Annotated in this window: 11 protein-coding genes; 2 read left to right on the top strand and 9 right to left on the bottom strand. The window is 71.1% G+C overall.

Annotated features, from left to right (window positions below; all coding sequences use genetic code 11):
- Positions 1–332: 332 nt before the first annotated feature.
- On the top strand, positions 333–1115 hold the full coding sequence (gene lexA, locus HDA30_RS01880) for a transcriptional repressor LexA (RefSeq protein ID WP_184240940.1): 783 nt from the start codon (positions 333–335) through the stop codon (positions 1113–1115).
- Between the two features lie 53 nt (positions 1116–1168).
- Here the strand turns inward: lexA and HDA30_RS01875 are convergent, their stop codons facing one another.
- The gene (locus tag HDA30_RS01875; RefSeq protein ID WP_158495587.1) at positions 1169–3241 is read right to left on the bottom strand and encodes an ATP-dependent DNA helicase; all 2073 of its coding nucleotides are present in this window, start codon (positions 3239–3241) and stop codon (positions 1169–1171) included.
- Positions 3238–4854, bottom strand: a complete 1617-nt coding sequence (hflX, locus tag HDA30_RS01870; protein WP_184240939.1) for a GTPase HflX — start codon at positions 4852–4854, stop codon at positions 3238–3240. Before hflX ends, HDA30_RS01875 begins: the two co-directional genes overlap by 4 nt.
- A 124-nt stretch (positions 4855–4978) precedes the next feature.
- Between hflX and HDA30_RS01865 the strand changes: the two genes are divergently transcribed.
- Entirely contained in the window at positions 4979–5614 is a 636-nt protein-coding gene (locus tag HDA30_RS01865) for a class I SAM-dependent methyltransferase (RefSeq protein WP_343059360.1), read from the top strand.
- Positions 5615–5662: 48 nt separating this feature from the next.
- Here the strand turns inward: HDA30_RS01865 and dapF are convergent, their stop codons facing one another.
- From dapF to HDA30_RS01830, 7 genes are all read right to left on the bottom strand, one after another.
- Positions 5663–6595 (bottom strand): diaminopimelate epimerase, encoded by a 933-nt coding sequence (gene dapF / locus HDA30_RS01860; RefSeq protein ID WP_158495585.1) that lies wholly within the window; start codon positions 6593–6595, stop codon positions 5663–5665.
- Positions 6596–6656: 61 nt separating this feature from the next.
- Entirely contained in the window at positions 6657–7619 is a 963-nt protein-coding gene (gene miaA / locus HDA30_RS01855; protein WP_158495584.1) for a tRNA (adenosine(37)-N6)-dimethylallyltransferase MiaA, read from the bottom strand.
- Positions 7620–7621: 2 nt separating this feature from the next.
- Entirely contained in the window at positions 7622–9160 is a 1539-nt protein-coding gene (gene miaB / locus HDA30_RS01850; protein WP_184240936.1) for a tRNA (N6-isopentenyl adenosine(37)-C2)-methylthiotransferase MiaB, read from the bottom strand.
- A gap of 30 nt (positions 9161–9190) precedes the next feature.
- Entirely contained in the window at positions 9191–9964 is a 774-nt protein-coding gene (locus HDA30_RS01845) for a regulatory protein RecX (protein ID WP_184240935.1), read from the bottom strand.
- Positions 9965–9977: 13 nt separating this feature from the next.
- Positions 9978–11042, bottom strand: a complete 1065-nt coding sequence (gene recA, locus HDA30_RS01840) for a recombinase RecA (protein ID WP_158495581.1) — start codon at positions 11040–11042, stop codon at positions 9978–9980.
- Between the two features lie 251 nt (positions 11043–11293).
- Positions 11294–11512, bottom strand: coding sequence for a DUF3046 domain-containing protein (locus tag HDA30_RS01835; protein ID WP_184240934.1), 219 nt, complete (start codon positions 11510–11512; stop codon positions 11294–11296).
- Between the two features lie 99 nt (positions 11513–11611).
- Positions 11612–12049: a helix-turn-helix domain-containing protein gene (locus HDA30_RS01830; RefSeq protein WP_288818063.1), complete on the bottom strand. Its 438-nt coding sequence runs from the start codon at positions 12047–12049 to the stop codon at positions 11612–11614.
- Positions 12050–12134 lie beyond the last annotated feature (85 nt).

Genomic DNA, 12134 nt, shown 5'->3' with positions numbered 1-12134 from the left:
GCCCTCCGCGAGGACGCGCATGATTCGAACAGGTGTTCGATTCGTTCGATCCCATTTCTAGCACACACGTTCGAGACACGCCATGGATTCTTCGAACATATCTTTGAATCCAGCGGTGCCGTCAGCTACCGTCGTGGCATCGACCACGTCCGCTCCGGCGGGCTTGACCGACGCCCTGCGCGCCGCGTGCAGGGCCCAGATCATCAGGCGCACCCGAGACGTTAAGGACGGCGCGAGACGGCCAGGTCTGCCGCGCAGCCCCGGCCGGCCCGTCCCCGCCCGCCACGGGCACGCAGGATGACCCACGCCCCCGCAGGACGATTGGACACCGCATGGCCCCGCACGAGACTCCCGACGCCGCCGACCACACCCCGGCTCTGAGCCCGCGTCAGGCAGCGGTCCTCGAAACGATCCGGTCGTCGATCGCCGCCAAGGGGTACCCGCCGTCCATGCGCGAGATCGGTGACGCGGCCGGGCTCGGCTCCCTCTCCTCGGTCAAGCATCAGCTCAGCCGCCTCGAGCGATTCGGCTACATCCGCCGAGATCCAGGCCGACCCCGCGCGCTTGAGGTGTTGCTCGACGCGGACGGAACCCCACTCACCGCGGCCGGTCGGCCGGCCGCCGAGACCCCCCGCCCGCCCGAGGCCGAGGCACAGTCCGTCGCGGACCGCTCGGGCCCCGGCGACGACGCCGCCGAGGTGGTGGCCCTGCCCACCTGGCACACCGGTCTGGACGATGCGGACTCGGTGCCGGTCCCCTGGGTGGGCCGCATCGCCGCCGGCGGGCCGATCCTCGCCGAACAGCAGGTGGAGGACGTGATGCCGCTACCGCGCCGTCTGACCGGCGAGGGCGAGCTGTTCATGCTCCGAGTCTCGGGTGACTCGATGGTCGACGCGGCGATCTGTGACGGCGACTGGGTGGTCGTGCGCCGGCAGAGCACCGCCGCCAACGGTGACGTCGTGGCCGCGCTGCTCGACGACGAGGCCACGGTCAAGACCTTCCGGCAGCGCGACGGCCACACCTGGCTGCTCCCGCAGAACACCGCCTACGAACCGATCATGGGCGACCACGCGACCATCATGGGTCGCGTCGTCACGGTGCTGCGCTCTCTCTGAACCCGCTCACTGCCGCGGCGACGGGCGGCATCGCATTCTTGCCCGCGCTCAGCTCAGGTGCTCGCGTGCAGCCGCTGCAGCACGCCGGACACGACGGCCGGGTCCGTCGTGCGCCAGAAGTCCGGCAGGGCGGAGGTGAGAAACCCGCCGTAGCGCTCGGTCGCCAGGCGCGAGTCCAGCACCGCCACGACGCCCCGATCATCCACCGAGCGGATGAGCCGACCGACGCCCTGGGCCAGACGGATCGCGGCGTGCGTGGCCGACACAGCCATGAACCCGTTGCCGCCGCGCCGGGCGACGTCCCGGGTGCGCGCGGCGGAGAGCGGCTCGTCCGGACGCGGGAACGGGATCCGGTCGATCACCACGCACCGCAGCGACGGGCCGGGGACGTCCACGCCCTGCCACAGGCTCATCGTGCCGAACAGCGAGGTGTCGGGTTCCTGGGCGAACCGGGACACCAGGGCGGAGAGCGTTCCGTCGCCCTGGCACAGGATCTCCTGCTCGGTCCCGAGCCGCTGCCGCATGGCCTCCGCCGCGTCCTCGGCGGCTCGCTTCGATGAGAACAGCCCGAGCACGCCACCGCCGCTGGCCTGCAGGATGCGTTCGAGTTCGTCGAGCGACTCCTCGGAGGCGAAGCGACCCGGTTTGGGCAGATGACGGGCCACGTAGAGCACACCCTGCCGCGGGTAGTCGAACGGACTGCCCACATCGAGCACGGTGTACCTCGGGGCATCGGGACCGCTGAGGCCGACGTCACCGGCCACCGCCTCGAACCGGCGCTCCCCCGTGCCGACCGTCAACGTCGCCGAGGTCAGCACCGTGGTCGCGCGGCCGAACAGACCCTCGCGCAGCTTGCCGGCGACCGACAGCGGTGCGACGTAGATCTGTGGCGGATCAGCCTCATCGCCGGGAACCCACCCGGTGCCCGGCTCGAAATGCCCCGGGCGCGTCGCCCACACGACCTCGGGGAAGTCCGCCTCGGGTCGGGCCGCGAGGATCCGCTCGGTCACCTCGAGCACATCGATCACCCGGGAGCGGGCCATCTGACGTCCGCCGTCGTCCTGGGCGTCCTTCCCGCCGCCCAGATCGGACACGCACTGGCGCGCCGCCGCGAGCACGGCGTTCAGCGCGGCCTCCTGCGCCTCGTCAACGCCCCCGTGCAGCAGCCCCGACGGCGCGGACGTGAACGCGGCGTCCAGGCCGGCAGCAGCCGAAACGAGATCCTCGACCGCGACCGCCGCGTGCCGCCGCAGCGATGTGGCCGCCCCGAGCACGATGGAGCCGGAGAGCACGCCGGTCACGGCGCCGGTGACCCGGTCCTGCAGCTCGTGGGCCTCGTCGACGATCACCGCAGAGTACTCGGGCAGCACGGCCAGCCCCTCGAAGGCAGACAACGCCAGCATCGCGTGGTTGGTCACCACGACGTCCGCATCGGCGGCCTCGGCCCGGGCCCGCTCGGAGAAGCACTCCTCGGCGACCGGGCACGTCGACGCACCGAGACAGTCGACCGCCGAGACCGACACCTGCCGCCACGCTCGATCGGAGACGGGGCGCTCCAGGTCGTCACGGTCACCGGTGTCCGTCGTCTCTGCCCACGAACGCAGGGCCATCACCTCTCGGCCCAGCGGAGTCGACGGCCCGGACTCGCCGTCCGCGACCGTGTCCACCACGGCGCCGTCATCGGCCGTGGTGAACAGGGTCTCGGCGTCCTCGTCGCCCGGGTATCCGCCGTCGAGCTTGTGCCGACACAGGTAGTTCGCACGCCCCTTGACCAGCGCGACCACGGGCTCGCGCGGCAGCTCGTCCCGCAGCGCCTCAACCAGACGCGGTGCGTCGCGGCGCATGATCTGCGCCTGCAGTGCGAGTGTCGCCGTGGCCACGACGACCGGATCCTCCTGGTCCATCGCATGCTGCAGGGCCGGGATGAGGTAGGCGAGCGACTTGCCCGTGCCCGTGCCGGCCTGCACCAGCAGGTGCCGACGCGATTCGAGCGCCCGGGCCACCTCGAGCACCATGCGGTGCTGGCCCGCTCGGTGCTGGCCGCCCGTGGCGCGCACCGCGGACTCCAGCAGGGCGAGCGCCTCCCGTTCCCGGTCCGTGCGCGGGGCCGCCGCGTCCGTGCTCATGCCGATCTGCCTCCTGGCTCGGGGACCTCACGTCCGAGGCCGAGATCGTCCTCGACGCGGAAGGGCTCGAGGTCCGCGGCGATGTCCGGGCGCACGAGCACCTCGAGGCGCGTGCCGCCCTCCTCGTAGGTCTCCGAGAGGATCTCGGCGTCCGGCGAATGCAGCCGCGCCACGACGTCGCCGCGCGTGAACGGAATCAGCAGGTGCATCAGCACGTTCGGCCGCGGAATGGTGTCCGCGATCATCGCCTCGAGCTCGGCGATGCCCTCGCCCGTGCGGGCCGAGACGACCACCGTGTGCGGCTCCTTCGCCCGCAACCGCGCGAGCACGGTCGGATCGGCCGCATCCGCCTTGTTCAGCGCCACGATCTCCGGGATGCGCTGCGCGTCGATCTCCGCCAGCACGCCGCGCACCGAGGCGATCTGCCCCTCCGGGTCCGGGTGCGCGGCATCCACGACGTGCAGGATCACATCCGCGTCGGCGACCTCCTCGAGGGTCGAGCGGAACGCCTCGACCAGCTGCGTCGGCAGGTTCCGCACGAACCCGACCGTGTCCGAGAGGGTGTACCCGATGCCGTCGGGGGTGACCGCCTTGCGGACCGTCGGGTCGAGCGTGGCGAACAGGGCGTTCTCCACGAGCACGCCGGCCGTCGTCAGCCGGTTCAGCAGCGAGGACTTGCCGGCGTTGGTGTATCCGGCGATCGCCACCGACGGAACCCGGTTGCGGCGTCGGTTGGCGCGCTTGGCCTCGCGCGCTGGCTTCATGCCGGCAATGTCGCGGCGCAGCTTCGCCATGCGGGTGCGGATGCGGCGGCGGTCCAGCTCGATCTTCGTCTCGCCGGGGCCGCGCGAGCCGATGCCCTCGCCGCCGGCAGCGCGACCGCCGGCCTGACGCGACATGGACTCGCCCCAGCCGCGCAGGCGCGGCAGCAGGTACTCGAGCTGTGCGAGTTCCACCTGCGCACGGCCCTCGCGGGACTTGGCGTGCTGCGCGAAGATGTCGAGGATCAGCGCGGTCCGGTCGATCACCTTCACCCGCACGACGTCCTCGAGCGCGCGGCGCTGAGACGGCGCGAGCTCAGAATCCACGACGACGGTGTCTGCGCCGGTCATCGCGACGATGTCGCGCAGCTCGACGGCCTTGCCCTTGCCCAGGAACGTCGCCGGGTCCGGGGTGGCCCGGCGCTGGATGACGCCGTCGAGCACCTCGGAGCCCGCGGTCTCGGCCAGCGCGGCGAGCTCGTGCAGCGAGTTCTCGGCCTCTGCCGCGGTCCCCTCGGTCCAGACGCCGGCCAGCACGACCCGCTCGAGACGCAGCTGCCGGTACTCGACCTCGGACATGTCCTCCAGCTCGGTCGAGAGCCCGGCGACGCGACGCAGCGCGTGACGCTCGGCCAGCTCGTCCTGGTCGCCGTCAAAGCGCGTGTGGCCGTCACCGCCGTCCTGCAGGGCCAGGGCGCGGCCGGGGACGGGCCCCTCCACACGCGCCGGGTCCGAGTCGGGGCCGGAGCCGTCGGTCGTGTCGTCCTCGGCGCCGTGAGCCGCCAGGATCCGGTCGATGACCGCCTGGATCTCAGCGTCGCCGTCGGCATGGGGGTGGTTCTGTTCAGTCATGGTCTCCTCTGGGCCCGGGCGGGCGACGGCGCGTGTGCCGTCCGCGTCCGGCGGGCCGGGTCTCCAGCGTAGTGGCTGGCCGGACCAACGATCCCCCGGCGGCGTTCCCCGCAGCGCCGGTACGATCGACGCCGTGACCGACAGCACCCACTACTTCTCCGCCGACCCCGGCACGCCGGAGCGACGTCGCGAGCTGACCGTTGCCCTGGCCGACCGTGAGGTGCGCGTGCAAACCGCCAACGGGGTCTTCTCTCCCGATGGCATCGACAAGGGCACCCGCGCCCTGCTCTCCGTGGTGCCGGCGCCCCCGGCTGAGGGATCCTTCCTGGACATCGGCGCGGGGTGGGGTCCGCTCGCGCTGACGATGGCGCTGCGCTCGCCCACGGCGACGGTGACCGCCGTGGAGGTCAACGAGCGTTCTCTGGCCCTGTGCCGCGACAACGCGCGGGCCGCGGGCGCGGACAACGTGAGGGCTCTGCGGCCCGATCAGGTGCCCGAGGACGCCGGATTCGACCTGATCTGGTCGAACCCGCCGATTCGCATCGGCAAGCCCGCTCTGCACGCACTGCTCACGCGGTGGCTTCCGGTGCTGCGCCCCGGCGGTCAGGCCTGGCTGGTGGTACAGAAGAACCTGGGCGCGGACTCACTGCTGCCGTGGATCCGCACGATGCTCGAGGAGCAGGCCCCGGGAGAGTTCTCCGTCAAGCGCGCCGACACGGTCAAGGGCTTCCGGATCCTCACCGTGGCCCGTACCGAGTGAGGTCCGGGCCACCCGGTTCCCGGGCCGGAGCCGGCCCGGGTGGTGGCCTCAGCCGATCGTGCCGGTGAACCCGAGTTCCGCGCCACCGGCGAGAACGACGTGCTCGGTGCCGTCCTCGTTCTGCACGAAGTCGACGGCGAGCAGCCCCCCGGGCACCTCGACGAGCCACGAGTCCGAGCCCTCGGACCCGGCCCAGGCGCGCATCGCGGCCGCGGCGGCGCAGGCCCCGGTGCCGCACGACTGCGTCTCGCCGACGCCCCGCTCATGCACACGCATGCGAATGCGGCCCACTCCCTCGCGGATCAGCGGCTCGAACGCGGCGACGAACTCGACGTTGGTGCCGTGCTGCGCAGCGGGCTCGACGGTCGGGGCCTGGCTCAGGTCCAGGGCCTGCAGGTCGGCCTGGGACTCCACGGGGACCACGGTGTGCGGATTGCCCATCGAGATGCTCAGCGCCGGCCGGGGGTCCTGCAGACCGTGAGCGGCCACGACGGCGTCGGAGGCCGACTCCTGCGCACGCTCGGCGTCGATGTAACTCCACGGTCCCATGTCGATCGCGTAGCCGTGCTCGAGGCAGGTGACGCGCTTGACGCCGGCGCGGGTGCCGATCACCACCTGCTGGCCGGGCTCAGCCTCGACGAGACCTTCGGCGAGCAGGAAGTGCACGAAGACCCGCACCCCGTTGCCGCACATCTCCGACACGGAGCCGTCGGCGTTGCGATAGTCCATGAACCACCGTGCCTCCGGCTCCTGTTCGAGCAGGGCCTGGCCCTCGCGCAGCCGGTCCGCGGGCACCGCGCGAATCACGCCGTCGGCACCGACGCCACGGTGGCGATCGGTGATCGCGACGACCTGCTCGGCGGTCAGCTCGCGGCTGCCGTCCGGGTCGGCGATGAGCACGAAGTCATTGCCGGTCCCGTGCCCTTTCGTGAAAGCCACCCCGGAGGCGGCGTCGGTCAGGCTCATGCGCGTCTGGCTCATGCGGGCCAGTCTACGGACCGCGCCGCCGCGTGCGCCGTCATGGTCCGGGCCTCACACTCGGTCAGCGGTCTCGGTTTGCGGTCGCCACGATCTCGACGGCACGCTCGAGCACGTCGTCGGCGAGGGCGTCGATCCAGTGCACGCGGGGATCGGCCCGGAACCACGTCTGCTGACGGCGGGCGAAGCGACGAGTCGCGACGATCGTCTGCTGGACCGCGTCGTCGAGGCTCAGCTGACCGTCGATCACGCCCAGCATGGGCGCGTAGCCGATGCCCGCCGAGGCCGTGCGCCCGCGGCGCAGGCCGGCGGCATCGAGCCGGCGCACCTCCTCGAGCAGTCCGGCCTCCACCATCGCGTGCACACGCGCCTCGATACGCGCGTGCAGCACGGCGCGGTCAATCGTCAGCCCGATCTGCACGACCGGTGCGGCCGCGGGGTGGACACGGCGGACGGGCATGAACGAGCTGAAGGGCCGGCCGGTCAGCCGATGCACTTCGAGGGCTCGGACGAGGCGACGCTCGTCCGCGACGTTGCCCGCCGCCTCCGGGTCCACCGCGGCCAGACGCGCCACAAGGGCGTCACGGCCCTGCTCGGCCAGTTCGGACTCGATCTCGGCACGGACGGCCGGGTCCGTGGGCGGGAACTCGAGCTCATCCAGGGCGGCGCGGACGTACAGGCCGGAGCCGCCGGCGAGGATCGGCGTCCGGCCGCGTGAGCGCACGTCGGCGAAGGCCATTCGGGCCCAGTGCTGGAACTGCGCGACGGAGACGTCCTCGGTCACATCGAGCACATCCAGCAGATGGTGCGGGACACCGCCGCGCTCGTCCTCGGTGACCTTGGCCGTGCCGACGTCCATGCCCCGGTAGAACTGCAGGGCGTCTGCGTTGACGACCTCGCCGTTCAGGCGCTGGGCCAGCCCGACCGCGAGCGCGCTCTTGCCCGTGGCGGTGGCCCCGACGACGGCCACCACGGGCAGGCCCGTGCGTCGCGGCGCCGGCTGGGACGGCGCGCTCGTGCCGGCCATCGTCAGACCCGCGGGCGCAGCGTCGGCATGCCCAGGCTCGTCGCCCCGCCGCCACCGCTGGCGGGGACGCCGCATGTCTCGGCCTGCGCCCGGTCCCAGGCATCGCCGGCACGGGTGCGCCGCAGCCGGTAGTCCTCGGCATTGGGGTCGGCGATCGCGAAGTACGCGGCCGCGTCCGTGACCGTGACGCTCACCATGTCTCCCGGCCGCGGGGTCTCGGCGCCCTGCGGCACCGAGAAATGCACGAGCCGATGGTCCGGAGCACGACCGGCCAGACGCCCGGTTTCTGCCGCCTTGGTGCCGGCGGCCTCGGTCACCAGCAGCTCCTGGCGCGTGCCGATCAGGGTGCGCATCTGCTCCGCCGCAATGCGGTCCTGCAGGGTCACGAGACGTTCGAAGCGCTCCTGCACGACCGGCTTGGGCACCTGGTCCTGCATCTGGCCGGCGGGGGTGCCGGGGCGAATGGAGTACTGGAAGGTGTAGGCCGCCGAGAACCGCGAGGACTCCACGACGCTCATGGTCTGTTCGAAGTCCTCGTCCGTCTCCCCCGGGAAGCCGACGATGATGTCGGTGGTGATCGCGGCGTGCGGGATGCGCTCGCGGACCTTGTCGAGGATGCGCAGGAACTTCGCCGACCGGTAGGACCGGCGCATGTCCTTGAGAACCTTGTCCGAGCCCGACTGCAGCGGCATGTGCAGCTGCGGCATGACGTTCGGAGTCTCGGCCATGGCGTCGATCACGTCGTCGGTGAAGGCCGCCGGGTGCGGGCTGGTGAAGCGCACGCGCTCGAGGCCCTCGATGTTGCCGCAGGCGCGCAGCAGCTTGGCGAAGGCGCCGCGGTCGCCGAACTCGATGCCGTAGGTGTTCACGTTCTGACCCAGAAGGGTGACCTCGACGACCCCGTCGGCCACGAGCGCCTCGATCTCGGCGAGGATCTCACCGGGACGGCGGTCCTTCTCCTTGCCGCGCAGCGACGGGACGATGCAGAAGGTGCACGTGTTGTTGCAGCCGACGGAGATGGACACCCAGGCCGAGTGCGTCGACTCACGTTTGGTGGGCAGCGTCGAGGGGAACACCTCGAGCGACTCGAGCAGCTCGACCTCGGCGCGCTCGTTGTGACGGGCACGCTGCAACAGCGCCGGCAGAGAACCGATGTTGTGCGTGCCGAAGACCACGTCGACCCAGGGTGCCTTCTCGACGATGACGTCCTGGTCCTTCTGAGCGAGGCAGCCGCCGACGGCGATCTGCATGCCCGGATGGTTCTCCTTGACCGAGCGCAGGTTGCCGAGGTTGCCGTAGAGCCGGTTGTCGGCGTTCTCGCGGACCGCACACGTGTTGAACACGACCAGGTCCGGCTCCTGGTCCTCGATGGCCGGGACATAGCCGGTGGACTCGAGCAGACCCGAGATCCGTTCGGAGTCGTGGACGTTCATCTGGCAGCCGAAAGTGCGCACCTGGTAGGTGAGGCCGGCGTGCGGCTGCGGGTCGGCGCGGACAGCAACGTCAGCACGGTCCGCGGCGGTGAGGTCAGGCGTGGTCATCCACCGCATTTTAGTGGCATGGCCTCGGGGTCAGTCGGCGTCCTGCGCGTCGATCACATCACGCACGACGGCGAACGCCAGCGACGGAGCGTGGCCGCGCCGCGCGAGCATGGCGACCAGGCGGCGCACGTGCTTGTCGCGCTCGGCACGCTCCACGGCGGAGCCGCCGGTCGGCACGGGTCGGGCGCGGACCTTCTTCTCGACGAGCTCGCGGGCGGTGCGGCGCTCCGCCTGATCGTCGACCTGCTCGAGGGCCTGCTCGGCCGCCTCTCCTTCGACACCGGTGCGGGCCAGCTCGCGACGCAGAGCGCTGCGGGCCAACCCCCGGCCCGCATGCTTGGCGCGCACGAACATCCGGGCGAACTCACGATCGTCGACGAGGCCGACGGTTTCGAGCCGGTCCAACACCTCGGCGGCGACCTCCGCCTCGACACCCCGGTCCGCCAGGCGCTCCTCGAGCTGGTGCCTGGTTCGGGGTGCACCCGTCAGGTGCCGCAGGGCGACGTTCCGAGCGAACTCGGCCTGCTCCTGCCAGTCCGACCATGCCTGCCCGTCAGACTGCGCCTGGCCGTCAGACTGCGCCTGGCGCGGCGTCGATGCCGCACGGCGACGCCCCGTCCGGCGGCCCTCGCCCGCGGCGTTCGCTGTCCGGTCATCGTCCTGTGGGCTCCGGCGGACGAACAGGTCCGAGGAGGCCGGCGGGTCGATCCAGACGGCGTCACCCCATTCCGGGTCGCCGCGACGGCGTCCCCGACCCCGACGCGGCCCCTGAGGCTCGGCTCCTGCCTCGTGGCGCTCGGACATGCCCGTCACCAGTTCAGGATTCGGCCGACACGGCCTTCAGCGCGGGCTCGTCGCCGCCCTCCTCGGCCTCGGCGTTCGGATCCGGCTCGATGCCGAGCTTGACGCGGATGCGCTGCTCGATCTCGAGCGCCAAGTCCGGATTGTCCCGGAGGAACCGGCGGGCGTTCTCCTTGCCCTGGCCCAGCTGGTCACCGTCGTAGGTGAACCATGCACCGGACTTCTTGACGATGCCTTCCTCAACGCCCATGTCGATCAGACCACCCTCGCGAGAGATGCCCACGCCGTAGAGGATGTCGAACTCCGCCTGCTTGAACGGCGGGGCCATCTTGTTCTTGACGATCTTGGCCCGCGTGCGGTTGCCGACCGGGTTGCCGGCCTCCTTGAGCGTCTCGATGCGCCGCACGTCGATGCGGACGGAGGCGTAGAACTTCAGCGCCTTGCCGCCCGTGGTGGTCTCCGGCGAGCCGAAGAACACGCCGATCTTCTCGCGCAGCTGGTTGATGAAGATCGCGGTCGTCTTGGAACTGGACAGCCGACCGGTGATCTTGCGCAACGCCTGGGACATGAGCCGCGCCTGCAGTCCGACGTGCGAGTCACCCATCTCGCCTTCGATCTCGGCGCGCGGCACCAGAGCAGCTACCGAGTCGACCACGATGATGTCCAGCGATCCGGAGGAGACCAGCATGTCCATAATCTCGAGCGCCTGCTCGCCCGTGTCCGGCTGAGAGACCAGCAGGGCGTCGGTGTCCACCCCGAGCTTGCGGGCATAGACCGGATCCAGCGCATGCTCGGCGTCGATGAACGCCGCAATGCCGCCGTTGCGCTGCGCAGCAGCCACCGCGTGCAGGGCCACCGTGGTCTTGCCCGAGGACTCCGGGCCGTAGATCTCGACGACGCGCCCGCGCGGCAGGCCACCGACGCCCAGGGCGACGTCCAGCGCCACCGAGCCGGTCGAGATGGTCTCCACCGGCTGCATCGACTGGTCACCCAGCCGCATGACCGAGCCCTTGCCGAAATGCTTGTCGATCTGGGCCAGGGCCGCGTCGAGGGCCTTCTCGCGATCAGTGCCGTTGCTCATGGTTCACCCCTAGGTGTGATGGTCAGCTGTGTTGGTCGAGTCGGCAGGCATGCCCCGAGCGCGTGCCCGGGAGACGGACCTGCCGTCGTTCGGTTCCCGACCCTACGTCGACGCGCCGAGACGATACCGACGGTCCACGGCGATGCGGACGGCACACCGATTCCGACCTGCTGTGCAGGAGCCTACCCCATCCGTCGAACACATGTTCGAACCTGGTGCGTCGCCGCATCGCGGACGCACGCCGGCGCCGATCACGGCTTCGGCGGCATGTCCCGGCCCAGGCGACGAGACTCGGGCACCTCATTCAGATCGCACAGGGCATGCCACACGCGCCGCGGCTCGATCCCCGCTCGCAACGCCTCCGCCGCGGTGCAGTGCAGCCCGGGCAAGTGCAGGCTGTCCACCATCATCGACCCTCGGCCGCCGCCGAACTCCTCGTCGACCAGCCGGTGGAACTCACTCAGTCGCATTCATCCTCTCCTGCCGCGTCGCGCTCACCGACGTCTCCCACACAGCGGCGCCCCGCCTCCAGCGGAGACGGGGCGCCGTATCGGGCACGGTGCTGAGACTCAGCGCCCCGCCAGCGTGCTCAGGTCGACCGAGCCCGTCTCACCTTCGAGCCCGACGGTCAGTTCATCCGGCACGGTGTCCGGGACGATGACGCCTTCCTGCTCGGCCACGCGGTCGGAGACCTCGCGGAGCATGGTGGACAGCGGCACGTCCAGTGCCGCGCAGATGGAGGCCAGCAGCTCCGACGAGGCTTCCTTCTGGCCGCGCTCCACCTCCGAGAGGTAGCCGAGCGAGACCCGAGCATCGTGGGACACCTCGCGCAGGGTCCGACCCTGGCGCTGGCGCATGTCTCGCAGGACGTCGCCGATCTCATGACGAAGAGTGGGCATGTGGTGCTCCTTGGTCGCATCGGGCGTGGACGCCGCGGTCGTGTGCCGGACCGGACGGTCCTCGACCCACCGGGTGATGCCGTGGTCCTGGACGGGCTGCCTGTTCACAGTTGTATCGCTCCCTCCTGAGCATTCCCTGACAGTCGACTGGCCGTCGAGGGTGCGTGATTCGCCTGTCTCAACCCGGCTGCCG

The sequence above is a fragment of the Micrococcus cohnii genome (genome assembly GCF_014205175.1).
GTDB lineage: Bacteria > Actinomycetota > Actinomycetes > Actinomycetales > Micrococcaceae > Micrococcus > Micrococcus cohnii.
Note: the sequence above shows the minus strand (reverse complement) of the source record. Positions and strands in the feature narration are given on the sequence as shown.

Excerpts from the sequence above, each read along its gene's own strand:
- lexA (WP_184240940.1), top strand. The coding sequence starts at position 333 with ATGGCCCCGCACGAGACTCCCGACGCCGCCGACCACACCCCGGCTCTG.
- HDA30_RS01875 (WP_158495587.1), bottom strand. The coding sequence starts at position 3,241 with ATGAGCACGGACGCGGCGGCCCCGCGCACGGACCGGGAACGGGAGGCG.
- hflX (WP_184240939.1), bottom strand. The coding sequence starts at position 4,854 with ATGACTGAACAGAACCACCCCCATGCCGACGGCGACGCTGAGATCCAG.
- dapF (WP_158495585.1), bottom strand. The coding sequence starts at position 6,595 with ATGAGCCAGACGCGCATGAGCCTGACCGACGCCGCCTCCGGGGTGGCT.
- miaA (WP_158495584.1), bottom strand. The coding sequence starts at position 7,619 with ATGGCCGGCACGAGCGCGCCGTCCCAGCCGGCGCCGCGACGCACGGGC.
- miaB (WP_184240936.1), bottom strand. The coding sequence starts at position 9,160 with ATGACCACGCCTGACCTCACCGCCGCGGACCGTGCTGACGTTGCTGTC.
- HDA30_RS01845 (WP_184240935.1), bottom strand. The coding sequence starts at position 9,964 with ATGTCCGAGCGCCACGAGGCAGGAGCCGAGCCTCAGGGGCCGCGTCGG.
- recA (WP_158495581.1), bottom strand. The coding sequence starts at position 11,042 with ATGAGCAACGGCACTGATCGCGAGAAGGCCCTCGACGCGGCCCTGGCC.
- HDA30_RS01835 (WP_184240934.1), bottom strand. The coding sequence starts at position 11,512 with ATGCGACTGAGTGAGTTCCACCGGCTGGTCGACGAGGAGTTCGGCGGC.